This is a genomic window from Amycolatopsis eburnea, assembly GCF_003937945.1.
GTDB classification, from domain to species: domain Bacteria; phylum Actinomycetota; class Actinomycetes; order Mycobacteriales; family Pseudonocardiaceae; genus Amycolatopsis; species Amycolatopsis eburnea.
Window position 1 is genome coordinate 170,463 of record NZ_RSEC01000036.1, and the last position, 24,991, is coordinate 195,453.

Sequence of the window (24,991 nt, forward strand, 5' to 3'; positions counted from 1 at the left end):
TGGATCTCGGGTTTCCTCGCGTCCCCGGTACACGAGGGTCATCTCGCGTGCCCAGGCCCGAGAACCCGCACCTCATCGACACCTTCGGCCGGGTGGCCACCGATCTCCGGGTTTCCCTCACGGATCGGTGCAACCTGCGCTGCACCTACTGCATGCCCGCGGAAGGCCTCGACTGGATGCCGGGCGACCAGGTGCTGACCGACGACGAACTGGTCCGCCTGATGCGGATCGCCGTCGAGCGGCTCGGCATCACCGACATCCGGCTCACCGGCGGCGAACCGCTGCTGCGCCCGGGCCTCGAGGACCTCGTCGGGCGGATCACGGCGCTTTCGCCGCGGCCCAAGCTGTCCATGACCACGAACGGGATCGGCCTGGCGCGCCGGGCGGCGGCGCTCGCCGAGGCGGGCCTGAACCGGATCAACGTCTCGCTGGACACGATCGACCCGGAGCTGTTCAAGACGATCACCCGGCGCGACCGGCTCTCGCACGTGCTGGCCGGCATGGCGGCCGCGCGGGACGCCGGGATGTCGCCGGTGAAGGTCAACGCGGTGCTCATGCGCGGCGTCAACGAGTCCGAAGCCGTGCCGCTGCTGAAGTTCTGCCTGGCCGAGGGCTACCACCTGCGGTTCATCGAGCAGATGCCGCTGGACGCCCAGCACGGCTGGAACCGCGGCGAGATGATCACCGCGTCGGAGATCCTTTCGATGCTGGAGGAGTCGTTCGAGCTGACGCCGTTCCCGGCGGCGCGGGGCGGCGCCCCGGCCGAGCGCTGGCTGGTCGACGGCGGCCCCGGCGACGTCGGCGTGATCGCCTCGGTGACCAGGCCGTTCTGCGCGGCGTGCGAGCGCACCCGCCTGACCGCCGACGGCGCGGTCCGCTCCTGCCTGTTCAGCAACGACGAGACGGACCTCCGCTCCCTCGTGCGCGCGGGCGCGCGCGATGAGGAGGTGGCGGACGCCTGGCGGGCCACGATGTGGGGCAAGCTCGCCGGCCACGAGATCAACGACGCCGGATTCGCCCAGCCGATCCGGCCGATGAGCGCGATCGGCGGTTGAGATGACGACCCTGACCATCGTGGTCCGCTACTTCGCCTCGGCCCGCGCGGCGGCGGGGGTGGACGAGGAGAAGGTCCAGCTGCCGTCGGGAGCCTCGGTCGCCGACGCGGTGAGCGAACTCCGCCGCCTGCACCCGGAGGGCCTGCCGCGGGTGCTGGACGCGGTCAGCTACCTGCTGGACGGGGTCGCGGTGCGCGACCTCGGCCGGGTGCTGGTGGACGGGGCGGAGCTGGACGTGCTGCCCCCGTTCGCCGGGGGCTGACGCAGCCTCTTCGCCTGGACGCGCTGCGAGGCTCTGACAGCCCGTACGACGGTCTCCTCTCGCGCTGAGCGCGGAGCAGCAGCCCCCTCATGCGCCGCCCACCTGCGGGCGCGACTTCGCCCCTCCCGTTATTTCCCCACCGCTCGGGCGGCGCGGCCGACCGCTCGCCGACCGCCCTCCCGGGCCTCGGCGTGACGCGTCATCAAATCCGGGTGTTCGCGAGAAGCTGATCCGAGCCCGCCGCGACGCCCATCCGGTGACCCGTTTCGCCTGGTCGGTCGCGGTGCGTGGCCCCCACCCGGGGGCATCGCCCCTTCGACCGGCTTCGGCCGGGGATTCAAACCCCACTAACAGGTGGGGCTGATGTGACTCGTGGGGCATGAGTGACTGGATTGTCAAGTCTGGCGCACTCCGGCCAGCGGTCATAAGATGCGCGCTTCAATCGCCGAGCGGGCGACGCGAATGGTCCATTCGCTGCGCGAATCACGTGATGCAAGCCTCACGATCCGTGTTTTGTCTCGGCAAGGAAACGGGCAGATAACGGCCCTCTGACCTGCGCAAACAGCCGTATCGACCGAGGTTGCGTGCTGTTACTGTGACGTAGGTCACGCCCCGAATAATTTCCGATCACGGCGATCGTTACGTACCGTCGCTTTTCGGTTGGCCCCGACCAGCCAGCAAGACCGGGAATCCGTAGCGCCTAGCCCTGTCCACCGGATCCCCGGACCCATACCCCGAGCGAAAGCATTTCCGGACAGGGACGAGGGGACGACGAAGACGCGCCGTGCGTCGGACTCGTCTGCCGGCCTGAGACGGCCGGCGCCAGGACCCCGATCCTGACCCTCAGCACCGGCTCGTAGGCGCAGGAAAACCGAGATGCATTCAGATGTCTTACCGAGGCAAGCACCGCAAGATGTCCGCTGCCACCCGCACCGTCGCTCGCGTCGCCATCGCGGGCATCGCGGTCGGCGCTCCCCTCGCGATCGCCGCGACCCCCGCGTCGGCGACCAACTGGGACGCGATCGCGCAGTGCGAGAGCGGCGGCAACTGGAGCACCAGCACCGGCAACGGCTACTACGGCGGCCTGCAGTTCACGCAGAGCACCTGGAAGGCCTACGGCGGCACCGGCAGCCCGCAGAACGCGTCCCGCGAGCAGCAGATCGCCGTGGCCGAGCGCGTCCTGCAGGGCCAGGGCATCGGCGCCTGGCCGGTCTGCGGCAAGAAGGGCGGCGGCTCGTCGGCCCCCAAGGCGAAGACCAGCACCACCAAGAAGGTGACCCCGAAGAAGAGCACGACCGCCCCGAAGGCGGCGGCTCCGAAGGCGGCCCCGGCGGTGTCCGGTGTCAGCAGCTCGAACCCGGCCGGTGACTACACCGTCGTGGCGGGCGACACCCTGTCCAAGATCGCCAAGCAGTTCAACGTCCAGGGCGGCTACGCGAAGCTGCAGGAGCTGAACGCGAAGTACATCCCGAACGCGGACCTGATCCTCGTCGGCCAGAAGATCGCCACCAAGTGACGATCGCGCAGCGATGCGCAAGTCCGGCCTAGCGCCGTGACTCCTCACAGCCCTCCACCGCCGATCCCCCGGGCGGTGGAGGGCTGAGTGGTTCCCGGGCCCGGATCCGGGCGGCTTCCGCCCGCTGCATCCGCTCGCCCTTCCGCAGCACCTCGATCACCAGCGCCAGCTGCTCCGGCGCGTAGTCCTCCAGGATGGCGCGGCCCGCGCGCTCGATCGGCGCGTAGATCTCCGCCAGCAGCTCCGCCGCGCCCGGCGTCAGCTCCACCACCGCCCGGCGCCGGTCGTCGGCGTCCGTCCGGCGGGTCAGGTGCCCCGCCCGCGTCAGGCGCTGGATCGCCGTCGTCGTCGCCGCGGGGCTCAAGTTCGCCTCCGCCGCCAGCCGGCCCGCCGTCAGCGCGCCCGATGCCGCGACCAGGCCGATGATCCGCAGGTCCGTGCGGTTCACCCCGAACGCGGCCGCCGCGGCTTCGTCCACCACGTCGTTCGCCGCGCCGAAGTCCGACGCCGCGTGGGTCGCCTCGGTGACCAGTGATTGCTTCGACACTCGAAAGAGTCTACCTTGGCGAGCAAATATTTCGATCGTCGAAAGGTTTTGCCGCCATGCGGACCCGAACCGCCCTGCCTCGCTGGCTCCGTCCCGCCAACCGCGTCGTCCGGCTCCTGACGCGGCTGGGGCTGCGCCTGGGCACCATCCACGTCCTGACCGTCCCCGGCCGCCGCTCGGGCGCGCCACGCCCCACGCCGGTCTCGCCGCTGACCGTCGACGGCCACCGCTACGTCATCGCGGGCGTGCCCGACGGCGACTGGGCGCGCAACGTCCGCGCCGCCGGCCGGGGCGAGCTGGCCCACGGGCGCCGGAAGCAGGCCGTGACGCTCGAGGAAGTCACCGATCCCGGCGTCCGCGAGCAGGTCATGCGGGCGTTCCCGCGCGAGGTGCCGCACGGGGTGCCGATGTTCGTGAAGCTCGGCCTCGTCGACGGCGCCGACCCGGACGGGTTCGCCGCGGCCGCCGGGCGCGTGGCCGTCTTCCGGCTCAGGGCGAGTTGACCCACTCGTCGGTGCCGTCGGTGAAGTGCTGGTGCTTCCAGACCGGCAGCCGCGCCTTGACCTCGTCCACGAGCTCCGCGCACGCCGAGAACGCCTGGCCGCGGTGCTCCGCCGCCACGGCGCACGCCAGCGCGACGTCGCCGATCGTCAGCGGCCCGACGCGGTGGCTCACCGCCACCGCGCGGACGCCGGTCCAGCGCGCCGCCAGGTCCGCGACGACGTCCGCGATCACGTCGCCCGCGCTGGGGTGGCCTTCGTAGGTCAGGTCGCGCACGCCCTTGCCGCCGTCGTGGTCGCGGACGACCCCCGCGAAGGTCGCGACCGCGCCCGCGGCGTCGTCCTCGACCAGGCGGGCGTGCTCCTCGACGGACAGCACGTCCTCGGTGACGAGCGCCCGTGCCACGCGGACCGCCGGGCCGGCCGCGACGGGCCGTGGGTGGTCTCCGCCCGCCAGCTGGTCGACGGCGTGGTCCAGGATGCCGTCCAGGACGCCCAGGCCGTCCTTCACGCCGCCGCTGGAGCCCGGGAGGTTGACGACCAGGGTCCGCCCGGCCACGCCAGCGACCCCGCGGGACAGGACCGCCGTGGGCACCTTGGGCAGCCCGGCCGCGCGGATCGCGTCCGCCACACCCGGCAGCTCGTGGTCCAGGACGGCGCGGGTGACGTCCGGCGTGCGATCGGTCGGCGAGATGCCGGTGCCGCCGGTGGTGAGCACGACGGCGACGCCGTCCGCGAGCGCGGCCCGCAGCGCGACCCCCACCGGCTCGCCGTCCTCGACGACCACCGGCGCCGGCACGTCGTACCCGCGCCCGGCCAGCCAGGCGACGATGACCGGCCCGGTCTTGTCCTCGTAGACGCCCTTCGCGGCGCGGTTGGACGCCACGATCACCCGCGCGGTGCGCTTCACGGCCGCTCCCAGGTTCCGGTCTTGCCGCCGTCCTTGCGGAGCAGGCGGACCTCGTCCAGCGTCGCCGCCGGGTCGACGGCCTTGATCATGTCGTGCAGCGTCAGCCCGGCGACCGCAACGGCGGTCAGCGCCTCCATCTCGACGCCGGTGACGTCGGTGGTCTTGGCCGTCGCGCGGATCCGGACCTCGGCCTCGCCCAGCTCGAACTCCACCTTCACCCCGGACAGCGCGATCTGGTGGCACAGCGGGATCAGCTCGGGCACCCGCTTGGCACCCATGATCCCGGCGATCCGCGCGGTGGCGAGGGCGTCGCCCTTGGGGAGGCCGTCGCTCGCGAGCAGCCGGAGCACCTCGGCGGTGGTCCGCACGGTCCCGGCCGCGAGCGCGGTGCGCGCGGTGGCGGTCTTGCCGGAGACGTCGACCATCCGGGCGGCGCCGGTTTCGTCGACGTGGCTGAGTTCACTCACACGCCGAGGCTACTTCCGGCGCCGGCGGGCGGGTCGCCGCGACCCCTTGATTCAGGATCTCGGAATCTGATAATCTGAATCTCGTGATCGAACTATCCGCTTCCGAGGCCTCCAGGTCGTTCTCGGCCGTGCTCGACGAGGCGGAGAACGGCGAAACGATCGCCGTCACCCGCAACGGCAAGCGGGTCGCACTGATCACGCCCGCCCCGCACACGAACGGCGTCGCGGTGTGCGCGGTGTTCCACCGCTGGGCCGGCAAGCTCGACGTCGACGACCGGTTCGCGGAGAACGTGGCCAAGGTCCGCGAGACAGCGTCGGCCGAGCTGGACAGCGACCCGTGGCACGACTGATCCTCGACACCGGAATCCTCATCGACGCCGCCCGCGGCCGGCTGCCGTCGGGAGCCATCGGGGATGACGATGACGTCGCCGTCCCGGCGCTGGTGGTCACGGAGTACCAGGCAGGCCTGTTGCTCGACCCGAACCCGGCGCGGCGGGCGGCGCACAGTGCGTTTTTGACCGAGCTGCTGGCCGTGACGCCGGTTGTCGATTACTCGGCGAGTGTGGTCGAGCACCACGCTGAGCTGCTGGCTCATCTGCGGCGGGGTGGGCAGGTGCGCGGGGCGCACGACCTGATCATCGCGGCGACTGCTCGGGCTACCGGCCGGGTTTTGGTGACGACGGATGGGCGGGCGCGGTTCGAGGATCTGCCGGAGGTCGAGGTGCGGGTGCTGCAGCGGAGCTGGTGAGCGGCTGCCGGGGCTTGGTTGAGCGTGAACTGGGATGCCGCCGAGCGCCTGGGCGGCGGGGTTGAGCGGCTTGGCTGCCCGGGGACGCCGGGTTGGTGAGCTGGGCAGCTCGGCTGCCGAGGGCGGCGCCCGACGGGATGGGCGGCGCAGCCCTCGTTCACCTCGGCTGGCTGAGCGGACGAGGCGGGCAGGCCGCCAGCCCGGCTCGGCCAGCTGAGCGGACCGACGGGATGAGCGGCGCAGCCCTCGTCCACCTCGGCCGCCCCAGGACACCGGGGGCAGCGAGCTGAACAACTCGGCTACCGAGGGCAGCGCCCGGCGGCATGGGCGGCACAGCCCTCGTCCACCTCGGCCGCCCGAGGACACCGGGGCAGCGAACTGAACAAATCGGCTACCGAGGGCAGCGCCCGACGGAATGGGCAGCACAGCCCTCGTCCACCTCGGCCGACTGAGCGGACGACGCAGGCAAGCCAGCCAGGCTCGGCCAGCTGAGCGGACGAGGCCAGCCAGGCTCGCGCGACTGAGCGGACGAGGCGGGCAGGCCGGCCAGCCAGGCTCGGGCCGACCGGACTAGCCCGACTGGCTCTGCGGGCGGCGCCGGTCAGTGGGCCGGGTGAGCCTGGCCGGCCGCGCGGGCGGAGCCGCGCAGGTGCTGGGCTAACTCCGGAAGAGCCCCACCCCCAACCCCGCCGCCAAGCGCAGGTGGGCTTGCGCCGCCGGAGCGGGGCGGGAGGGCTCGGCGGCGCAAGCCTTGTCCTGTGGCGGGCGGAGTCCCGTCGTCAGGAAGGCCGTCACCGTGTCGTTCGCGCAGCTGTTGGTGCCGAACAAGTACGTGCCGTGGCCGCCTTGGTCAGCTGTCACCAGGCGGGCTCGGTTGCCCAGTGCCTGGCGTAGTCGCAAAGCGCCGGTCAGTGGGGTTGCCGGGTCGCGGAGGTTCTGGGCCAGCAGCACGTTCGACGGGCCTCGGTCGCTGATGCGGACCGGGGGTTCCAGCGGATCCGTCGGCCAGTACGCGCAGGGCCAGATGTTGGCCGCCGCCGGGCCGAACAGGGGGTGGTGGAAGCGGTTCAGGGCTACGTTCTTCTGGTACGTCCAGACCGACTCGGGCCAGTTCGAGTCGCCGCAGATCACGTACAGCTGGCTGGACAACAGGTTCTCGATGCCCGGGATCGTGTCGCCGGGTGGGGGTGCGATCGGCTGGCCGGTGTCGAGGGCGTGCCACGCCGTCGCCAGGTACGGGAGGGTGGCGTCGTAGTACAGCATGCCGAACGTGAGCTGGCGGAACAGCTTGCCGTCGATGCCTTGCGAGTTCGGGACCGCGTCCAGGCGACGCGCCAGGTCGAAGTACTTCGCCGTCACCTGGGCCGGCGAAGTACCCAGGCCGTTCTCCGGGTGCGACGCGGCGTACGCGGCGAAGTCCGGGAAACGGTCGTCGAAGCCCTGGGCCAGCAGGCGGGAGCCCGTGAGGTCCAGGCCGCCCGTGGAAGTGTTGCTGTCCAGCACGATCCGGTCGCTGCGCTGCGGGAACAGCGTTGTGTACACCGCCCCGAGGTACGAGCCGTACGAAACGCCGTAGTACGACAACTTCGGCTCGCCCAGTGCCGCGCGGATGCGGTCCATGTCGCGGGCCGTGTTCGCCGTTGTGACGTACGGCAGCAGCCACGCCGATCGCGACGTGCCGCACTGGTGCGCGATGCCCTTCACGTACTCGGCGCGTGCTGCCACGTCGGCCGGGTTCGTGGCGTACGGCGGGACGTTGCTCCTCAGCTGCGCCGGGGCCAGGTCACACGTCACCGGTGTGCTGTGGCCGACGCCGCGCGGGTCGAAGCCGATGACGTCGTACGCGTCCAGCACTCCTTGCGGCAGCCCGATCAGCTTCAGGGCCGCCGGCAGGTCGAGGCCCGGCCCGCCGGGGCCGCCCGGGTTGGTCAGCAGCACGCCACGGCGGTGCGCCGGGTTCGTGCTCTTCAGCCGCGAGACGGCGACCTCGATCTGCGTGCCGTCCGGCTTCCGGTAGTCGAGCGGGACGTCGAGCGTCGCGCACTCCAGGCCCGGCAACGTCACGTCCGCCGGGCACGCGCCCCACGTCAACGGAACAGACGCCTCCGCCACCGCGGGCGCCAACGTCACGGTCATGGCCGCCACCACGGCGGCCAGCGAACTCCTCAGCATGTGATCTCCCCCTGGTGAGTCGCCTCTCAGCCTAGGGAAGGGAAGGACCCCGGTCGTCCTGCGAAGGAACGATTCCGGGGTCCTCCGAAGTGATGACTCAGCCCTGCTCGGCGCGCACGGCCTTCCGCACGGCCTCGGCGACCGCCGGCGCCACCGCGCTGTCGAACACGCTCGGGACGATGAACGACGCGTTGAGCTTGCCGTTGTCGACGACGTCGGCGATCGCGTCGGCCGCCGCGAGCAGCATCGAGTCGTCGATGTTGTGCGCGTGCGCGTCCAGCAGGCCGCGGAAGACGCCGGGGAAGGCCAGGACGTTGTTGATCTGGTTCGGGAAGTCGCTGCGGCCGGTGGCCACGACGGCGGCGTGCTTCTGCGCTTCCAGCGGGTCGATCTCCGGGTCCGGGTTGGCCAGCGCGAAGACCACGGCGTCCTTGTTCATCGTCGCGACCTGCTCGGCGCCGAACAGGTTGGGCGCCGAGACGCCGATGAAGACGTCCGCGCCGGCCAGCGCCTCGTGCAGGGTGCCGCTGACCTGCTCCTTGTTCGTGTGCGACGCGATCCACGTGAGGTTGTCGTCGAGATTGCCGCGCGCGGAGTGGACGACGCCGTCGATGTCCGCGGCGACGATGTCGGCCGGGTTCTTGTGCAGCAGCAGGCGGATGATCGCCGAGCCGGCCGCGCCGACGCCGCTGACCACGATCTTGCAGTCCTCGATGTTCTTGCCGACCACGCGCAGGGCGTTGCGCAGCGCGGCCACGACCACGATCGCGGTGCCGTGCTGGTCGTCGTGGAACACCGGGATGTCGAGCTGCTCGCGCAGGCGCTTCTCGATCTCGAAGCAGCGCGGCGCGGCGATGTCCTCGAGGTTGATGCCCGCGTACACCGGGGCCAGCGCCTTGGCGATCATGATGATCTCTTCGGTGTCCTGGGTGTCCAGGCAGACCGGCCACGCGTCGACGTCGGCGAACTTCTTGAACAGCGCCGCCTTGCCCTCCATCACCGGCAGCGCCGCGGCCGGGCCGATGTTGCCGAGGCCGAGCACCGCGGAGCCGTCGGTGAGCACCGCGACGGTGTTGCGCTTGATGGTCAGCCGGCGCGCGTCCTCGGGGTTGTTCGCGATCGCCTGGCAGACGCGGGCGACGCCCGGCGTGTAGGCGCGGGAGAGGTCGTCGCGGTTGCGGAGCGCGACCTTGGGGGTGACCTCGATCTTGCCGCCGAGGTGGATCAGGAACGTCCGGTCGGAGACCTTGCGGACCTTGACGCCGGGCAGCGAATCGAGCGTCTGCGTGATGTCGTTCGCGTGGTTCTCCGACAGCGCGTTGGCGCTGATGTCGACCACGATCGAGTCCGAGTGCGACTCGACGACGTCGAACGCGGTCAGCACGCCGCCGACCCGCCCGACGGCGGTGGTGAGGTCACCGGCCGCGCTGGACGAAGCCGGGGCCTCGACCCGGACGGTGATCGAATATCCGGGACCGGGAACCGGCATGGCACTTACCCCCGCATGGGAAAGGTGGCTGGGACGGGTGCGAACCTACTCCCGTGACCGCCCTCACGAGGGGCCGATACCGGTACTGACCAGTAACTTTACGGCTGGCGGTTGATCTCGGTCTCGGGGTGCACGTAGGGCACCGAGTCGAGCGGGAAGGTGATGTCGCCGAACGGCGACAGCGAGCCCTGGCGGTCGGACGCGAGCTCGGTCACGGGGTGCTCGCCGGCCTCGCCCGGCCAGGTCGGGTCGATGCCCTTGTGCTTCTTCTCACCCTTGGCCACAACGTCCTCCACAGCTGTGCTCGGTTCTCCGACCACAGTCTGCCTGAGCCCGGCGGCGCGGTCGCAACCGCCCGGTATCCTGGTCGTCTATGCCCGCGACCTCTCTGGCGGACTGGCTGCGCGCGGAGTCCGACGGCGCACTCACCGAACTGCTCCGCACGCGGCGCGACCTGTCCACGCCGCCGCCCTCCGACAGCACGGTGCTGGCCACCCGGGCCGGCACGCCGGGCTCGGTCGCGCGTGCCTGCGAAGACCTCGACAGCTTCACCCTCGCCGTGCTCGAAGCCTGCTTGCTGGCCGGCGCGGACCGCGACCCGGTGCCGGTCGAAGACGTCGCGAAGCTGGTCGGCGCCGACGTCGCCGAGCCGCTGACCCGGCTGCGCAAGCGGGCGCTGGCCTGGGGTACCGACGACGCCGTGCGCGTGCCGCCCGCGGCCAGGGAGGCGCTCGGGCCGTTCCCGGCCGGGCTGGGTGCCTCCTCGCCGTCGCTCGCCGGCGAAGACCTCGAAGCGCGGCTCGCCGAGCTGTCCGACGACGAACGCGGGGTGCTCGCCGCCCTCGCCGCCGGGCCGCCGATCGGCCGGACCCGCGACGCCGGCCTCGACCTCTCGCTCGAGAAGGCCGAGACGCCGGTGCAGAAGCTGCTGGCCCGTGGGCTGCTGCTGCGCCGCGACGACCAGACCGTCGAGCTGCCGCGCGAGCTCGGCATCGCGGTGCGCGGCGGGGCCTTCGCGCCCGGGACGCTCACCGAGCCCGCCCTGCCGGTGCACCCGCACCAGCCGTCCACTGTGGACCAGGCCGCGGCCGGCGAGGCGATGGAGTTCCTGCGCCACACCGAATCCCTGCTGCGGGCGTGGTCGGCCGCGCCGCCGCCGGTGCTCAAGTCGGGCGGCCTCGGCGTGCGCGAGCTGAAGAAGCTCGCGAAGGACCTGGAGATCGACGAGGCGCAGGCGACCCTGCTGGCCGAGCTGGCCGTGGGCGCCGGGCTCGTCGCCGACAGCGAGACGACCGCGCCCGAGTGGGTGCCGACGACGCTGACCGACTCGTGGCTCGCGTCGCCGACCGCGCAACGCTGGATGACGCTGGCCCAGGCGTGGCTGGAGCTGCCGCGGCTGCCCGGGCTGGCCGGCGGGCGCGACGCCAAGGACAAGCCGGTCGCGCCGCTGTCGGAGGAGCTGCGCCGCCCGCTCGCGCCGGTCGCGCGGCGCCGGGTCCTCGCGGCACTGGCCGACCTCCCCGAGGGTGCCGGGGTCAAGAGCGTCGACGAGCTCGTCGCCGTGCTGGCCTGGCGGGCGCCCCGGCGCGGCGGGCGGCTGCGGGACGAGACCGTGCGCTGGACCATGGCCGAGGCGAGCGCGCTGGGCCTGGTCGGGCTCGGCGGCGTCACGACGGCGACGCGCGCGCTGCTCGCCGATGACCGGCCGGGCGCCGTCGAGGCGATCCTGGACGCGCTGCCCGCGCCGGTGGACCACGTGCTGCTGCAGGCCGACCTGACGGTGGTCGCACCGGGCCCGCTGGAGCCGGAGCTGGCCGCCGAGATGGACGCGGTCGCCGACGTCGAATCGGCCGGGCACGCGACCGTCTACCGGATCACCGAGGCCTCGGTGCGGCGCGCGCTGGACACCGGCCGCACCGCCGACGAGCTGCACGCGCTCTTCAAGGCCAAGTCGGCGACGCCGGTGCCGCAGGGGCTGAGCTACCTGGTCGACGACGTCGCCCGGCGGCACGGCAGGCTGCGCGGCGGGGTCGCGGCGTCGTTCCTGCGGTGCGACGACGAGGCGCTGCTGGCGGAGGTGCTGGCCCACCCGGTCGCGGCGGAGCACGACCTGCGGCTGATCGCGCCGACCGTCGTGGTCAGCCCCGACCCGCTGCACGAGGTGCTGGCCGGGCTGCGCGGGGCCGGGTTCGCCCCGGCCGCGGAGGGTCCCGACGGGCGGGTCGTCGACATCCGCCCGGGTGGCAGGCGGCTGCCCGCGAAGGCGCGCGCGGCCCGCCGGAACCCGGGTGAGCAGGCGGTGCTGACCGAAGACCAGGCGACCCGGATCGTGTCCAACCTGCGCGCGGGCGACGCGGCTTCGGCCCGGCGCCGCGGCTCGGCGGTGCGCGCGCCGGTCGGCGGCGGCGCGGACACCTCCGCCACGCTGGAGCTGCTGTCCCGGGCCACGCTGGAGCGCCGTGAGGTGTGGATCGGGTTCGTGGACTCCCGCGGCACGGCCAGCCAGCGCGTGATCCGGCCGGTGCGGGTCGGCGGCGGGATCCTCGAGGGCGAGAACAACGAGCGGTACTCCCTCCACCGGATCACCTCGGCGGCGATCGTCGAGGACTGAGGCTTATTCTGGTTAGGCCGCCACGCCCCACGCTGGATACCGCTGGTCACTGCGAAAGTCATGTGGCGGCCGACGGCTGAATAAGCCTCACTGATTCCGGTGAATCCCCACCGGACCGTCGTCGCAGGTGGTAAGCCTGGTCCATGAAGTGGGGAACGCGGGTGACCGCCGTAGCGGCGGCGACGATCGTGGGTGGGGCGGGCTTCTCCGGAGCGGCCGAGGCAGCCGGGCCGCCGGTCTACTCGAAGTACACCGTCAGCGGGACGACGCACATCGCGAAGCCGGGCGCCGAGCTGAAGCTCGGACCGGGGCAGTTCGACATGTACACGCAGATCGGCTCGTACACCTTCTACGGCACGATCACGCTGCCGCCGGTGAAGGTGACCAAGGTGGTGCCCGGCATCGGCGCGGTCAGCGGCACCGTCACGCTCGGGCCCGGCAGCGCCGGCGGCTCGGTCTTCGGCGGCTTCACCGGCTCGGCGACCTGGCCGGTCAAGCTGTCGGACGTGCGCGTGAACGGCGTCCCGTACGACGTCGGCGCGTCCTGCGGCACCGCCCAGCCGGTGACGACGGAACTCGTCTCGGACGGCTTCGTCACGGGCCAGGGCGGCCGCCTCACCTCGACGTACTCGCTCGGCGAGTTCGCGAACTGCGGGTCGGCGACGCCTGTGCTCAACACGGCGGTGGCGGGGCCGGGCAACACCCTGGCCCTCGACCTCACCGCGGGTTAGAGGGCGCGCAGTCCCGCGAGCACGCGCTCCATGAACTCGCGGGACGAGCGGTCGCCGAGGATCAGCTCGGTCTGGTGGATCAGCACCAGGCCGATGTCGGCCATGTCGCCGACGAGGATCTTCACCACGCCCAGCGGCAGCCGCAGGTGGGCGGCGATCTCGGCGACCGACCGGGTGTCCAGGCACAGGTCGCAGATCCGGCGGTGCTCGACCGACCGGACCCCGCGGTACCGGCGGCCGTCGTCGGACGTCGAGACCAGCGCCTCCAGCGCCAGGTTGTGGTCGGACCGCGTGCGCCCGCCGGTGCGGGTGTACGGGCGGACCCGTGAGTTCGCCGAAGCGACCGGCACCGGGCTCGCGACGCGGGCCGGTTCGTTCCAGGCCGGGTCCTCCCACGGCTCCGGCTGCGGGATCCAGCGGGTCTCCGGGTCCGGCGGGGGCGTCCACGAAGGCGGGGCCGCCATCGGGGGCCGGGGCGCGGGCGGGCGCGGTGGCCGAGGCGGCGCGGGCGGCCGGGCACCCCGCGGCGGGGTCCAGGCCGGTTCCAGTGCGGGCGGCTCCGGCTCGTAGACCTCGCCGTCCTGCCACTCGGGCTCGGCCGGGTCGTAGTCGTCCTCGGCGTAGTGGGTTGCCTGCGCGTCCGCGTAGTCGTCGCGGCGCCGGTGGCCGCCGGTGTACTCCTCGTCGGCCGCCGACGAGCCCCACTCACGGGTGTCCTCGTCGGTGTAGCCCTGCGGGTCCGGCTGCGGCCGTGACGGCTTGCGCTTGGGCATGATCATCGACAGCGTCGACATGTCGAACTTGCTGGGCGAATCGAAACCCTCGCGCTCGGTGCCGCGGTGCAGTGCGTCCCAGCCGCTGGAGTCCGGATCGTCGAATCCCGAAATCCTCATCTCGACCTACCCACGCACGCCGCCCTGGAGCTGCGCGCGCAGCTCGGGGGTGATCTGCTGGCCGACGCGCTCGACGAGCAGGGTCATCTCGTAGGCGACCGTGCCGATGTCGCACGTCGGGGCGGCCAGCACCGCGAGCGACGAACCGTCCGAAACGGACATCAAGAACAAGTAGCCGCGCTCCATCTCCACCACGGTCTGGTTGACGCCACCGGCCTCGAAGCAGCGCGCGGCGCCCTGCGTCAGGCTGATCAGCCCGGACGCGACGGCGGACAGCTGCTCGGCGCGCTCCTGCGGCAGCCCTTCCGACGGCGCCAGGAGCAGCCCGTCCGCGGACACCAGGACGGCGTGCGCCGCACCCGGTACCCGGCGCACGAAGTCCGTGATGAGCCAGCCGAATGTGCCTTGGCCGGAAGCCGTCACTACTGCCCCTCCTTGCTCGTGCGGCATCGCGCGCCGCACCCCGGAGCGTCCGGCACGGCCGGTCGACAACGCCACGGTAAAGCGTATTCGCACCGCCCGTGGTGTCGAGTCCACCACGGGCCGGCCGCTGCGCACCCTACGTGTGCGCGTGGCCGCGCTCCGCGCCGACCCGGACGGGGTCACGCTTCCGGGCGACAGCCGACGACGCCGGTCCCGCACCGCCACCGCGAGGTGTCGGCGCAGGTCAGCCGGTGTGCCGCCGGCCACGACCCGCGGCCGCGCCGCCGGTCGCCGCGGACCGGCGGGGCCGGCCACTGCTCCGGACGGCAGCACCACTCCCCGAAGTGGGTGAAGCACGCGGAGTTCACTCCAACGGCCGCATCCGGTTCGGGAGATCATCCGCTATCCCGCGCGCAACGCCGAATCGTGCGCGATCGCGTGCTGGACGACGGAGATCAGCACCTGCTTGGCCGAGTCGCGCTCGCGCGCGTCGCACGCCATGATCGGGACCGACGGCGCGATGGTCAGCGCGTGCCGGACGTCCTCGATCTGGTGGTGCAGCAGCCGGTCGAAGCAGTTGATCGCCACGACGTAGGGCAGCTTCCGGTTCTCGAAGAAGTCGATCGAGGGGAACGCGTCGGCGAGGCGCCGCGTGTCCACCAGCACGACCGCGCCGATGGCGCCGACCGCGAGGTCGTCCCACATGAACCAGAACCGGTGCTGACCCGGCGTGCCGAAGACGTACAGCACGAGGTCCGAGTCCAGCGAGATGCGCCCGAAGTCCATCGCCACGGTGGTGGTGGTCTTGTTGGGCGTGGCCGAGGTGTCGTCGTGCCCGACGCTCGCCTCGGTCATCATGGCCTCGGTGGTCAGCGGGTCGATCTCGGAGATCGCCCCGACCAGCGTTGTCTTCCCCGAACCGAACCCGCCGGCGACCACGATCTTGGCCGACGAGGTCGGACCCGTCACCTGCGGCGCGTTCGCGTCGGAGTCAAATTCTCCGAAGCCCACTGAGCACCCTTTCCATGAACTCGATACTCGGGCGGTCACCCACGGTCGGGCTGCTGGAGTGCACCAGCACCAGCCCGAGGCCCGCCACGTCACCAATCAACACCCGCACCACGCCGAGCGGCAGGCGCAGCAGCGCCGCCACCTCGGCCACCGACCGGGTGTCGAGGCACAGGTCGCAGATCGACCGGTGCTCGGGCACCCGGACCCGGTCGAGCATCCGGCCTTGTTCGCTGGTCGAGATCAACGCCTCGATGGCGAGGTCGAGCGTCGCCTTCGTCCGCCCGCGGGTCCGGAAGTACGGCCGGACCAGCCCGGACGTCTCCATCTCCGTCGGCGGCGGCGCGTCGACGTACTCCTGGTGGGCCTGCTGCGGCAGCGCCGCGGCGAACTCACCGGAGTCCGGCCCGCCCGCCCCGAAGTCCCGCTCGGTGCTGTACGCGGCGAACTCCTGCGCGTCGTACAGCGGCCCGCTCGAACCGCCGAACAGCTCCGCGCCCGGCCCGCCGAGCAGCCGGTCGCGGTACTCGGTGCCGCCCGCGATCGGCCGGATCGGTTCCTGCCCGGCATTGCTGTCCGTCAGCCAGTTCGGCGGCTCCCGCACGGGGTCGCTGTCGGACGCCTGCACCCGCCTCGCCCGCCATTCGCGGTCGACGCGGTCCCGGAACGACTGCCAGTCCTCCCGGCCGTCGTCGCCCTGCTCGGACCAACCACCGGAGAAGTCGTCACCGAGCCGGCCATCACCCCTCAAGCGCCCGTCGTCCACGGCTCTCTCCTCGGTTCCCAGGTCCTCAGCGGCGGACGGCCGCGCCCTGCAGTTGCGCCCGCATCTCCGGAGTCAGCTGCTGGCCGACCCGCTCCACCAGCAGGGTCATCTCGTAGACGACCAGGCCGATGTCACTCTCCGGCGATCCCAGCACCGCCAGACACGAACCGTCGGAAACCGACATGAGGAAGAGGAAGCCGTTGGCCATCTCGACCACCGTCTGCGCCACCGTGCCGCCCTCGAACACCTTGGCCGCGCCGCGCGCGAGGCTGGTCAGCCCCGACGCCACCGCGGCCAGCTGGTCCGCCCGGTCCTTCGGCAGCCCTCGCGAGGCCGCGAGGAGCAGGCCGTCGGCCGACACCACGACCGCGTGGGCCGCGCCGGGCACCCGGTGCACGAAATCCGTGATCAGCCAAGCGAAGCTGCCGGCATTGTTCGCCTTGGCATGCGCCTGGCCGTTCGGCTGCGCGGAGCCACCCGGCTGCATTGCACCCGCCCGTGTCACTTTCACTCCTCACTGCTGTCTGTGGTGTTGCCACTCACCGGAACCTCGTCGCCCGGTCGCTCCTTCAGCGCATGGCGCCCCGAGGTGTACCCACGTTGGAAGCTTGCCATCCGGTTCCGCGCCGCGGACGCCGAGCGGGTGATCGCACCCGTTCCGGGCATGCCCGCCGTGGCATCCGCGAAGTTGTTCTGCGCCGGCGCGTCGGGGGTCGAGCTCGGACCGCCGATCGAACCGGGCACCAGGTAGGCGTTCGGGATGCGCTTGGGCAGCCCGGCCGTGGTGATCTCCTCGTTCTTGGACTCGAGCAGCGACTGCGCCGCCTGCCAGCCGTCGTCGGAGGCGCTGTGCCAGCCGTCGTCGGGCGGGAGGAGCGGGTGGCGGGTGGCCGCCGTCGGCTGCAGTTCGTCCACGGGTTCCGGTGCGGGTTCGTCGCGGCCGGTGAGGGGCGGCAGGTTCGGGTCCTCGCCCGCGTCCTGCGCGCTCCGGTGGCCCTGGTCGCCCTGCGGCACCGGGTCGGCAGCCGCGTCGTCGCCCTCACTGAACCAGCGTGACAGCACCGACTGGTAGATGGGCAGCCGCCGGGTGGGTACATCGTCCTCGAGCGCCGACGAGCCGACCTCCGCCGCGGGCGGCGGCGCCGGTGGCGGCTCCTCCGGCGGGACGAACTTCGGCTCGCGCTTGGGCAGCACCAGCGGCGCGAACTGGGTGTCGCCGGCCCGCGAGCTGGCCCCGTCGCCGTTCGACGACGGCGTCAGCGGCGCGAGGTCCTCCGCGGTCGGCCACGCCGGGACGTCCGGCTTGGGCAGCTCGGGCGACAGGAACGGGCCCGCCGCGCGGCCACCGCTGACCAGGTCGTCCAGGCTGATCGGCTGGTCCAGCGGGACCAGGCCGCCCTGGTTCGCCACCGGCTCGTGCGCCGGCGGGGCCGGGGGTGGCGGCGGCGCCGGGGTCGGCGTCGAAGGCGGCGGGGTCGGCTTGAACGCCTGCGTCTGGTCGAAGTCCGAGCGCGCGGCCGGGATCGGGATGCTCGGCAGCGACGTGGACGTCTCGGACCGGCCCGGCGGCGGCGGGGTCTGCCGCGACATGCCGGGGCGGAGGTGGGTCAGCAGCTCCGCCGGGACGACGACGCGGGCGATCACGCCACCCTCGATGTCCTCGTTCTCGCGCAGCCGGACCTCGATGCCGTGGCGCTTGGCCAGGCGCGAGACCACGTACAGACCCATCCGCCGGGTCACCGACACGTCCAGGTCCGGCGGCTCGGCGAGCCGCGCGTTGACCTCGGCCAGCCGATCCTCGCTCATGCCGACACCGTGGTCGGTGACCTGGATGGCGAGCGCCTTCCGGCGGGTCACCACGGCCCGGACGATGACCTTCGTCTCCGGCTCGGAGAAGTAGGTCGCGTTGTCGAGCAGCTCCGCGAGGACGTGCACGAGGTCGTGGATCGCCAGGCCCTGGACCGCGACGTCGGGCACGATGCCGACCTCGATCCGGGCGTACTGCTCGATCTCGGACACCGCGGCGCCGATGACGTCGGCGGCCGGCACCGGCTTGGGCACGGACTTCGCCAGGCCGGCGCCGGAAAGCACCAGCAGGGACTCACCGTTGCGCCGCAGCCGGGTGGCCAGGTGGTCGAGCTCGAACAGGCTCGCCAAGTGGTCCGGGTCCTGCTCGTCGGCCTCGAGCCGGTCGATGACGCCGAGCTGGCGTTCCACCAGCCGCTGCGACCGCCGGGAGAGGTTCACGAAGATGCCGTTGACGTTCTCGCGCAGGAGGGCCTGCTCGGCGGCCATCTTGACGGCCTGTTCGTGGACGATGTCGAACGACCGCGCGACCTCGCCGATCTCGTCGCGGGAGGTGACGGGCACCGGCTGGACGGCCTTCTTGGAGGCGCCGACCGGGTCCGGGTCGTCGAGGATCGCCTGCACGGTTTCGGGCAGCCGGGTGTAGGCGACGTCCAGCGCGCTGCGGCGCAGCACCCGCAGCGGGCGCAGCATCAGGCGGGCGACGATGAGCATCAGCGCGATCGCGGCGGCCAGCGCGGCGAGCACCACGGCACCGCCGACCCACGCCGAGTTGACCGCCGCCGTGGCGAGGTCGTCCGCGCGGGTCTTGAGCTGGGCCAGCAGGTTCGACTCGACCGCGTGCAGCTTGTCCGCCGACACGGTGCTGTCCTTGCCGAGCGCCGTGGTGTCGATGTTCGGCGCCTGGTCCAGCTGGGCGAAGGCGAACGCCGCGGTCTGGATCCGGCGGCGGTCGTCGACCTCCGGGCCGGAGTAGGTGTCGTTGTAGAGCTGGCGCTGGTCGTCGTCGGCGTTCGCGAGGAACGCCTGGACCGAGGCGTCCGCGCTGGAGGCCGACGCGCGCGTCTGGTCCAGGAGGTCGCCGGGGAAGCTCCCGCGGAACGCGGCGATCTGCAGCTCGGCGTCGGAGCGGGTGGTGAACTCCTTGGCCTCGCTGATCGCCTGCGTGCTCGTGCCCAGCCGCAGCACGTCCCGGTCGGTGACCGCGGTGGTCACCTCGCGGCCGAGCTCGATGAGCGAGTCGAGGATGCCCGAGTAGGCCGTCATCACGGTGATGTCGGGCAGGCCGTTCTGCGCGTTGAACGCGGCGCGCAGCGGGCGCAGGGCGTCGAGGCGCTGGATACCGCGGGTGTAGCGGTCCTTGGTCGCCTGGTCGTCGTAGTTGAGCGTCGACGCCGCCGAGCGCAGGTCCGCGACCTCGCGGTCGACCTTCGCGATCTGCGAGTCGAGGCCGGTCTGCAGGAGCGAGTTGCCGGACGCGATCCGGGCGACGGCCAGCGAACGCTCGTTCTGCAGCTCGTGGACCACCGTCGTGACCTTGACGGCGAACGCCACCTGGTCGGCCGTGCGCTGGAACTCCGCCGCTTCCCTGGCGTCGTCGACCACGCGCAGTGCCCCCAGCACCGCCGCGGTCAACGTCGGGATGATCAGGACGGCGGCCAGCTTGGAGCGCAGCCGCCAGTCGCGCATGCCGGAGAAGAACCCGGCCTTCCGGCCCGGACTCTCTCCGGGCGACTGCGCGGGGGCCCCTCCTACCCCCGCGGCGTCTTCGTTCGGCACCGCCGCACCACCATCGTCGTTCGTGCTCGTGAAACCCTGGTCGGTCCAGCGCCCACCCGGGCGCATCGCGTTCTCGTCAGCCACTCGTCTGCACGCTCCCGGCGCTCAAGCGCAGCGGCAGGTCGGAACGAGCCCAGCGCGAGACGGTACCCGTACGGGTGAAAAGATCGTCTTCGGTGGGCGTTCCTGAACCCCGTCCGACTGGACGGAATCGGTTCAGCTCGAGCATCACGGTCGGGTCCCTGCGCTGGTCTCGCATCGGTCTGTTGGTTCGGCCTAGCCCACCGGCGCGGCGGCTGTGCCCGGCCAGGCAGTGGCCTCTGCGGGGACGAATCTCTCAGGAAAAGCACAGCGTGCCCTGGTAAACCGGGGATCGACTTGATCGGCCATCCAGGCACTCTCTCTCACTACATCGGAGGTTGATACCTCCCCGCAGGTGCAGAGGGTAGCGAACGGCCGGGGAAGATGTAACCCTCCCGACAGGACGCGCTCGATGTTGCACAGCGTTCGCTCAGTCGGCACACAGCTGGACATCTCTTATTCAGGATCTGGGCCCTACGCTGGGTGAACGCTTACGGCGAGTGGAGCAGTGGGTCTAGACCAGAGGCCAAAAGAGTGACGTGCGCCACCCTCTCGGGTATTGATCCCACCCGTTGTGAGCAAGCTGTCACGTTCTCTACAGTGGCCGCGTACTCCCGAGAATGAGTTACGTACTTCCCCGGGATTCGGTCCATCAACCGTCACTTTTTTCACCCAAGGAGCAGGCCTTGCTTGGAAACGCCATGAGCAGTGGCCGGGTTCGCACTCGCCGCGCCGCGCTCGGGCTCGCCCTCACCGTCGCAGCAGCGACAGCCCTCACGGGCTGCAGCGCCCTCGGCTCGGACGACTCGAACGCCTCGTCGAACGGGGGCGGCCTGGAGAAGTCGAAGATCAAGGTCTCGATCATGCCGACGACGGACCTGGCGCCGTTCTGGCTGGCCTTGGACGGCGGGTACTTCAAGGCCGAGGGTCTCGACGTCGAGCAGATCGTCGCCAAGAGCGGCCAGGAGTCGATGACGAAGGCGCTGAACGGCGAGGCCGACATCGCGCTCTCGACCTACACGCCGTTCTTCGTCGCCAAGAGCAAGGGCGCCGCGGACATCTCGCTGGTCGCCGACGCGACGTCGGTCAACGCGAAGAGCAACGCGATCGTGACCGTGCCGACCTCCAACGTGAAGACGGTCAACGACCTGGCCGGCAAGCGAATCGCGATCACGGCGATGAACACCGCGTCCGACATCCTCACCAAGTCCGTCATGAAGGACCACGGCGTCGACTTCAGCACGGTCAAGTGGACCCTGGTCCCGCTGCCGAACATGGCGGCGGCGCTGAAGGACAACCAGGTCGACGCGGCCTACATGCCGGAGCCGATGCTCTCGCAGTCGGCGAAGACCGTCGGGGCGACCCCGGTCATCGACATCAACACCGGCGCCAGCCAGGACTTCCCCCTGACCGGCTACGGCTCGACGACGAAGTGGGTCCAGGCGAACCCGAAGACCCTCGCGGCCTTCCAGCGCGCCATGAAGAAGGCCACCAGCGACGCGCTCAACGACCGCTCGAAGGTCGAGCCGCTGCTGGTCAAGTACGCGAAGATCGACGAGGACACGGCCAAGCTGCTCACCCTGCCGGGTTACGGCTCCACGCTGGACGCCCGTCGCCTGCAGCGGGTGCCCGACCTGCTGCTGCAGATGGGCGTCATCACCAGCAAGGTCGACGCCGCGCCGATGATCGCCCCGCAGGCGACCAGCTGACGTGAAGAAACTGCTCCGCGGCCTGGCCGGCCTGGTCGGCTTCCTCCTGCTCTGGGAGGTCGTCGTCCAGGTCGGCCTGGTCAGTAAGACGTTCACCCCGCCGCCGAGCGTCGTCCTGGTCACCGTCGGCGACCTGCTGGGCGACCCCGAATTCCTCCGCGACATCATCGCGACGATGCTGGCCTGGCTGATCGCCATCGCGATCGCCATCGCCATCGGCGTACCCGCCGGCTTGCTGCTCGGCAGCGTCCCGGTGCTGCGCACCGCCACCGCCGCGATCGTCGAGTTCCTCCGCCCGATCCCGGTCACCGCGCTCGTGCCGCTGGTGCTGCTGGTGATCGGCTCCGGCCCCGACGCGAAGATCACCCTCGCGGTGTACGCGTCGCTGTGGCCGATCATGTTCAACACCATCTACGGCATGGGCGAGATCGACCCGGTGCTGATGGAGACCGCGCGGGCGTGCGGGACCAGCCGGTTCCGCATTCTGACCTCGGTCGCGCTGCCGCAGACCGCGCCGTTCGTCTTCACCGGCCTCCGGCTGTCGGCGACCATCTCGCTGATCGCCGTCGTCAGCGTGGAGTTCCTGGCCGGTTCCCAGGTCGGGCTCGGCAGCTTCATCCTGATCGCGAGCAGCGGTTCGGCCCGGTTCGACCTGGTGCTCGCCGGTACCGTGGTCGCGGGGGTGCTGGGCTACCTCATCAACGAGGGGCTCGAACAACTGGGCAAGCGGCTGTTCCGCTGGAGCAGCGTCGACCGGGAGGCGATCGCGTGACCGCGGCAACTCTTTCCGGCCGGGTGGGCCGCCGGGCCGCCCGCGGCGCCGCCGCCGTCGTCCGCAACTGGCTGCTCTTCGCGATCCTCGTCGTCGGCTGGGAGTTCGCCGCCCGCGCGGGCGGCAGCAAGTTCTTCCCGCCGCCGACGGAGATCGCGACCACCGCCGCGAAGCTGTGGTTCACCGGTCCCGCGTCCCAGCTCTTCCTCACCGACGCCGTCTTCGACAACGTCTTCCCCAGCCTCGGCCGGATGCTCGGCGGCTGGGGGCTGGCCGCCGTCGTCGGCGTCGCGCTCGGGGTGCTGGTCGGCCGGTCCGACACGGCGATGGACTACGTCGGCCCGCTGTTCGCGTTCTTCCGCTCGATCCCGCCGCCCACGCTGATCCCGGTGTTCGCGGTGCTCTTCGGGCTCAGCTCGGGCATGCAGATCGGGTCGATCATCTTCGGCGCGGTGTGGCCGGTGCTGCTCAACGCGGTCGACGGCGTCCGCTCGGTCGACCAGGTGAAGGTGGAGACGGCGCGGTCCTTCCGCACGCCCCGCCGGTACTGGATCGGCCTGGTCGTCCTGCCCGCCGCGGCCCCGAAGATCTTCGCCGGCCTGCGGGTCAGCCTGTCGATCTCGCTGCTGCTGATGGTCGTCTCCGAACTGGTCGGCGCGTACAACGGGATCGGCCGGGCGCTGCTCAACGCCCAGCAGGACTTCGACTTCGCCATCATGTGGTCCTGGCTGGTGCTGCTCGGCATCCTCGGCTACGTCTTCAACACGATCTTCCTGGTCGCGGAACGGCGGGTGCTGGCCTGGCAGCCGACCCGCCTCGGCCGCGACTGACGCTGGAAAGGCCTCTCCCCATGTCCACCATGCTCGAAGTTTCCGGCCTCAGTCACCGGTACGGCACCGGCGCGAAGGCGCACACCGCGGTCAACGAGCTGTCGTTCACCGTCGAAGCGGGGCAGCTGGCCAGCATCGTCGGCCCGTCGGGCTGCGGGAAGTCGACGCTGCTGCGCTGCATCGCCGGCCTGACCCCGCCGACCGAGGGCGCGGTGAGCCTGCACGGCGACCGCGTCGACGGCGTGCCGGACGACCTCGCCGTCGTGTTCCAGGACTACAGCCGTTCGCTGTTCCCGTGGCTTTCGGTGCAGAAGAACGTCGAGTTCCCGCTGCGGTGGCGCTCGCTCGCCAAGGCCGAACGGCGGAAGCGCGCGGCCGAGGCGCTGGAGCAGGTCGGCCTGTCCGCGGTCGGCGGCAAGTACCCGTGGCAGCTCTCCGGCGGCATGCAGCAGCGGGTGTCGATCGCCCGCGCGCTGGCCAGCCGCCCGGCACTGCTGCTGATGGACGAGCCGTTCGCCTCGGTCGACGCGCAGACGCGCTTCGAGCTCGAGGACCTGACCCGGCGCGTGCAGCGCGAGCAGGGCAGCACGATCCTCGTCGTCACGCACGACATCGACGAGAGCGTGTACCTGTCCGACCGGGTGCTGGTGCTGTCGAAGTCGCCGGCGTCGATCGTGGCGGACCTGCCGGTGGGCCTGCCCGCCGAGCGCGACCAGATCACCACGCGCGAGTCGGCGGAGTTCGTGACGCTGCGCGGCGAAGTGGCCCGGCTGCTGCACGGCGGTACCCCCTCTTCGGAAACCGCTGCGTCTGCCACGGCGGCGTCGGACGCCGCAGAATGGGACCTGGCCGAGCACGCGTCGGACGTGACGGAGACCAAGACCGGGAGCTGACGAACCACGGGGGGAACCATGGCGAGGGCGGTACTGGCCGGACTGCTGGCGTTGCTGCTGGCGGGTTGTTCGGCGCTGAGCGGCTCCTCGTCACCTCCCGCGGCACGGGACAAGCTGCGCGTGTCGATGATGTCGACCATCGACACGGCCCCGTTCTGGCTGGCCAAGGACGGCGGGTACTTCGAGCGCGAAGGCCTGGACGTCTCGACGACCGAAGCCGCGACCGGGCAGGCGTCGCTGACGAAGCTGGTCAGCGGCGAAGCCGACATCGCGTACTCGAGCTACACGCCGTTCTTCGTCGCGCGCAGCAAGGGAACGGCGGACATCCGGCTGGTGGCCGACGCGTCGTCGGCGGGCCCGCGCTCGACGGGCGTGGTGGCGCTGCCCGCGTCCGGCATCCGTTCGGTGGCCGACCTGGCGGGCAAGCGGATCGGCATCTCGGCGCCGAACACGATCGCCGACACGCTGACGAAGTCCGTGCTGGCCGACCACCACGTCGACGCCGCGGGCGTCAAGTGGGTCCCGCTGCCCCTGCCGAACACGGTGGCGGCGCTGAAGAACGGCGACATCGACGCGGGCTTCCTCACCGAGCCGTTCATCACGCAGGCTTCGCGGTCGGCGGGCGCGGTGCTGGTGGCCGACACCGGCACGGGCTCCACAGTGGACTTCCCGACCGCGGGCTACGGCGCACTGGGCTCGTTCACCACGGCCTCCCCGCGCGCGGTGGCGGCGTTCCAGCGCGCCATGGCGGCGGCGACCCGGGACGCGGCGGCGGACCGGAAGAAGATCGAGCCGCTGATGGTGAAGTACGCCAAGATCGACGCGGCCACCGCGGCGAGCACCGGGCTGCTGACCTTGCAGTCCACTTTGGACGCCCGTCGGCTGCAGCGGGTCCCGGACCTGCTGCTGAAGACGGGCGTCCTGACCACCCCGGTGGACGCCGCGGCGATGGTGGTGCACTAGCAGTCGTGAGTGTTCAGTCGGGCCGCCCGCAGCGGCCAACTCATGCACCGGAACGGCCAA

25 protein-coding genes are annotated in these 24,991 nt (G+C 71.6%); 13 read left to right on the top strand and 12 right to left on the bottom strand.

Going from position 1 to position 24,991, the window contains the following annotated elements:
* Window positions 1-47: 47 nt before the first annotated feature.
* From moaA to EIY87_RS13335, 3 genes are all read left to right on the top strand, one after another.
* Window positions 48-1,055: a GTP 3',8-cyclase MoaA gene (gene moaA, locus EIY87_RS13325; protein WP_125308015.1), complete on the top strand. Its 1,008-nt coding sequence runs from the start codon at window positions 48-50 to the stop codon at window positions 1,053-1,055.
* Between the two features lies 1 nt (window position 1,056).
* On the top strand, window positions 1,057-1,317 hold the full coding sequence (locus EIY87_RS13330; protein ID WP_191984080.1) for a MoaD/ThiS family protein: 261 nt from the start codon (window positions 1,057-1,059) through the stop codon (window positions 1,315-1,317).
* Between the two features lie 886 nt (window positions 1,318-2,203).
* Window positions 2,204-2,833: a LysM peptidoglycan-binding domain-containing protein gene (locus EIY87_RS13335; protein WP_125308016.1), complete on the top strand. Its 630-nt coding sequence runs from the start codon at window positions 2,204-2,206 to the stop codon at window positions 2,831-2,833.
* A 28-nt stretch (window positions 2,834-2,861) separates the two neighbouring features.
* Here the strand turns inward: EIY87_RS13335 and EIY87_RS13340 are convergent, their stop codons facing one another.
* On the bottom strand, window positions 2,862-3,380 hold the full coding sequence (locus EIY87_RS13340) for a MarR family winged helix-turn-helix transcriptional regulator (protein WP_225439855.1): 519 nt from the start codon (window positions 3,378-3,380) through the stop codon (window positions 2,862-2,864).
* 56 nt (window positions 3,381-3,436) lie between these two features.
* Between EIY87_RS13340 and EIY87_RS13345 the strand changes: the two genes are divergently transcribed.
* Window positions 3,437-3,883: a nitroreductase/quinone reductase family protein gene (locus EIY87_RS13345; protein WP_125308017.1), complete on the top strand. Its 447-nt coding sequence runs from the start codon at window positions 3,437-3,439 to the stop codon at window positions 3,881-3,883.
* Here the strand turns inward: EIY87_RS13345 and EIY87_RS13350 are convergent.
* Together EIY87_RS13350 and moaC are read right to left on the bottom strand one after the other, a co-directional pair.
* The gene (locus EIY87_RS13350; RefSeq protein WP_125308018.1) at window positions 3,870-4,790 is read right to left on the bottom strand and encodes a molybdenum cofactor biosynthesis protein MoaE; all 921 of its coding nucleotides are present in this window, start codon (window positions 4,788-4,790) and stop codon (window positions 3,870-3,872) included. The two genes, EIY87_RS13345 and EIY87_RS13350, sit on opposite strands and share 14 nt — an antisense overlap.
* On the bottom strand, window positions 4,787-5,257 hold the full coding sequence (gene moaC / locus EIY87_RS13355; protein WP_125308019.1) for a cyclic pyranopterin monophosphate synthase MoaC: 471 nt from the start codon (window positions 5,255-5,257) through the stop codon (window positions 4,787-4,789). Before moaC ends, EIY87_RS13350 begins: the two co-directional genes overlap by 4 nt.
* Before the next feature lie 83 nt (window positions 5,258-5,340).
* On the opposite strand from moaC, the gene EIY87_RS13360 reads away from it, so the two are divergent.
* Both EIY87_RS13360 and EIY87_RS13365 read left to right on the top strand, forming a co-directional pair.
* The gene (locus tag EIY87_RS13360; protein ID WP_125308020.1) at window positions 5,341-5,607 is read left to right on the top strand and encodes a type II toxin-antitoxin system Phd/YefM family antitoxin; all 267 of its coding nucleotides are present in this window, start codon (window positions 5,341-5,343) and stop codon (window positions 5,605-5,607) included.
* Complete coding sequence (locus EIY87_RS13365) at window positions 5,595-6,005, top strand: PIN domain-containing protein (RefSeq protein WP_125308021.1); 411 nt, start codon at window positions 5,595-5,597, stop codon at window positions 6,003-6,005. Before EIY87_RS13360 ends, EIY87_RS13365 begins: the two co-directional genes overlap by 13 nt.
* Before the next feature lie 657 nt (window positions 6,006-6,662).
* On the opposite strand, the gene EIY87_RS13370 is transcribed toward EIY87_RS13365, so the two are convergent.
* From EIY87_RS13370 to EIY87_RS13380, 3 genes are all read right to left on the bottom strand, one after another.
* On the bottom strand, window positions 6,663-8,177 hold the full coding sequence (locus EIY87_RS13370) for an alpha/beta hydrolase (RefSeq protein WP_125308022.1): 1,515 nt from the start codon (window positions 8,175-8,177) through the stop codon (window positions 6,663-6,665).
* Window positions 8,178-8,274: 97 nt separating this feature from the next.
* A complete protein-coding gene (locus EIY87_RS13375; RefSeq protein ID WP_125308023.1) occupies window positions 8,275-9,666 on the bottom strand; it encodes an NAD-dependent malic enzyme in 1,392 nt (463 codons plus the stop codon).
* A gap of 98 nt (window positions 9,667-9,764) precedes the next feature.
* On the bottom strand, window positions 9,765-9,950 hold the full coding sequence (locus EIY87_RS13380; RefSeq protein ID WP_125308024.1) for a hypothetical protein: 186 nt from the start codon (window positions 9,948-9,950) through the stop codon (window positions 9,765-9,767).
* A gap of 89 nt (window positions 9,951-10,039) precedes the next feature.
* Here EIY87_RS13380 and EIY87_RS13385 point away from each other — a divergent pair, with 89 nt between their 5' ends.
* A complete protein-coding gene (locus tag EIY87_RS13385) occupies window positions 10,040-12,277 on the top strand; it encodes a helicase-associated domain-containing protein (RefSeq protein WP_125308025.1) in 2,238 nt (745 codons plus the stop codon).
* 161 nt (window positions 12,278-12,438) lie between these two features.
* Window positions 12,439-13,008, top strand: coding sequence for a hypothetical protein (locus EIY87_RS13390; protein WP_125308026.1), 570 nt, complete (start codon window positions 12,439-12,441; stop codon window positions 13,006-13,008).
* Here EIY87_RS13390 and EIY87_RS49120 read toward each other — a convergent pair.
* The 6 genes from EIY87_RS49120 to EIY87_RS13420 form a co-directional block, all read right to left on the bottom strand.
* Entirely contained in the window at window positions 13,005-13,901 is an 897-nt protein-coding gene (locus tag EIY87_RS49120; RefSeq protein ID WP_125308027.1) for a DUF742 domain-containing protein, read from the bottom strand. The two genes, EIY87_RS13390 and EIY87_RS49120, sit on opposite strands and share 4 nt — an antisense overlap.
* Before the next feature lie 6 nt (window positions 13,902-13,907).
* A complete protein-coding gene (locus EIY87_RS13400; protein WP_072476021.1) occupies window positions 13,908-14,324 on the bottom strand; it encodes a roadblock/LC7 domain-containing protein in 417 nt (138 codons plus the stop codon).
* A 402-nt stretch (window positions 14,325-14,726) separates the two neighbouring features.
* Window positions 14,727-15,335 (bottom strand): GTP-binding protein, encoded by a 609-nt coding sequence (locus EIY87_RS13405; protein WP_086861435.1) that lies wholly within the window; start codon window positions 15,333-15,335, stop codon window positions 14,727-14,729.
* Window positions 15,316-16,098, bottom strand: coding sequence for a DUF742 domain-containing protein (locus EIY87_RS13410; protein ID WP_125308028.1), 783 nt, complete (start codon window positions 16,096-16,098; stop codon window positions 15,316-15,318). The genes EIY87_RS13405 and EIY87_RS13410 overlap by 20 nt, the downstream gene beginning before the upstream one ends.
* A 25-nt stretch (window positions 16,099-16,123) precedes the next feature.
* Window positions 16,124-16,585, bottom strand: coding sequence for a roadblock/LC7 domain-containing protein (locus EIY87_RS13415; protein WP_003085376.1), 462 nt, complete (start codon window positions 16,583-16,585; stop codon window positions 16,124-16,126).
* Window positions 16,586-16,605: 20 nt separating this feature from the next.
* Window positions 16,606-19,749 (bottom strand): sensor histidine kinase, encoded by a 3,144-nt coding sequence (locus EIY87_RS13420; RefSeq protein WP_125309723.1) that lies wholly within the window; start codon window positions 19,747-19,749, stop codon window positions 16,606-16,608.
* Between the two features lie 716 nt (window positions 19,750-20,465).
* On the opposite strand from EIY87_RS13420, the gene EIY87_RS13425 reads away from it, so the two are divergent.
* The 5 genes from EIY87_RS13425 to EIY87_RS13445 are packed head-to-tail and all read left to right on the top strand — an operon-like array spanning window position 20,466 to window position 24,931.
* Window positions 20,466-21,473: an ABC transporter substrate-binding protein gene (locus EIY87_RS13425; RefSeq protein ID WP_191984081.1), complete on the top strand. Its 1,008-nt coding sequence runs from the start codon at window positions 20,466-20,468 to the stop codon at window positions 21,471-21,473.
* Between the two features lies 1 nt (window position 21,474).
* The gene (locus tag EIY87_RS13430) at window positions 21,475-22,245 is read left to right on the top strand and encodes an ABC transporter permease (RefSeq protein ID WP_125308030.1); all 771 of its coding nucleotides are present in this window, start codon (window positions 21,475-21,477) and stop codon (window positions 22,243-22,245) included.
* Window positions 22,242-23,075: an ABC transporter permease gene (locus tag EIY87_RS13435; protein WP_125308031.1), complete on the top strand. Its 834-nt coding sequence runs from the start codon at window positions 22,242-22,244 to the stop codon at window positions 23,073-23,075. The genes EIY87_RS13430 and EIY87_RS13435 overlap by 4 nt, the downstream gene beginning before the upstream one ends.
* A 20-nt stretch (window positions 23,076-23,095) precedes the next feature.
* Window positions 23,096-23,968 carry an ABC transporter ATP-binding protein gene (locus EIY87_RS13440; RefSeq protein ID WP_125308032.1) on the top strand — a complete coding sequence of 291 codons (873 nt, stop codon included), beginning with the start codon at window positions 23,096-23,098 and terminating at the stop codon, window positions 23,966-23,968.
* Between the two features lie 18 nt (window positions 23,969-23,986).
* Window positions 23,987-24,931, top strand: a complete 945-nt coding sequence (locus tag EIY87_RS13445; RefSeq protein WP_125308033.1) for an ABC transporter substrate-binding protein — start codon at window positions 23,987-23,989, stop codon at window positions 24,929-24,931.
* The last annotated feature ends 60 nt before the right edge of the window (window positions 24,932-24,991 follow it).

Coding starts and splice junctions, on each gene's coding strand:
- EIY87_RS13330 (WP_191984080.1), top strand. CDS start 1,057: ATGACGACCCTGACCATCGTGGTCCGCTACTTCGCCTCGGCCCGCGCG.
- EIY87_RS13335 (WP_125308016.1), top strand. CDS start 2,204: ATGTCTTACCGAGGCAAGCACCGCAAGATGTCCGCTGCCACCCGCACC.
- EIY87_RS13345 (WP_125308017.1), top strand. CDS start 3,437: ATGCGGACCCGAACCGCCCTGCCTCGCTGGCTCCGTCCCGCCAACCGC.
- EIY87_RS13370 (WP_125308022.1), bottom strand. CDS start 8,177: ATGCTGAGGAGTTCGCTGGCCGCCGTGGTGGCGGCCATGACCGTGACG.
- EIY87_RS13375 (WP_125308023.1), bottom strand. CDS start 9,666: ATGCCGGTTCCCGGTCCCGGATATTCGATCACCGTCCGGGTCGAGGCC.
- EIY87_RS13385 (WP_125308025.1), top strand. CDS start 10,040: ATGCCCGCGACCTCTCTGGCGGACTGGCTGCGCGCGGAGTCCGACGGC.
- EIY87_RS49120 (WP_125308027.1), bottom strand. CDS start 13,901: ATGAGGATTTCGGGATTCGACGATCCGGACTCCAGCGGCTGGGACGCA.
- EIY87_RS13415 (WP_003085376.1), bottom strand. CDS start 16,585: ATGCAGCCGGGTGGCTCCGCGCAGCCGAACGGCCAGGCGCATGCCAAG.
- EIY87_RS13420 (WP_125309723.1), bottom strand. CDS start 19,749: ATGCGCCCGGGTGGGCGCTGGACCGACCAGGGTTTCACGAGCACGAAC.
- EIY87_RS13425 (WP_191984081.1), top strand. CDS start 20,466: ATGAGCAGTGGCCGGGTTCGCACTCGCCGCGCCGCGCTCGGGCTCGCC.
- EIY87_RS13440 (WP_125308032.1), top strand. CDS start 23,096: ATGTCCACCATGCTCGAAGTTTCCGGCCTCAGTCACCGGTACGGCACC.
- EIY87_RS13445 (WP_125308033.1), top strand. CDS start 23,987: ATGGCGAGGGCGGTACTGGCCGGACTGCTGGCGTTGCTGCTGGCGGGT.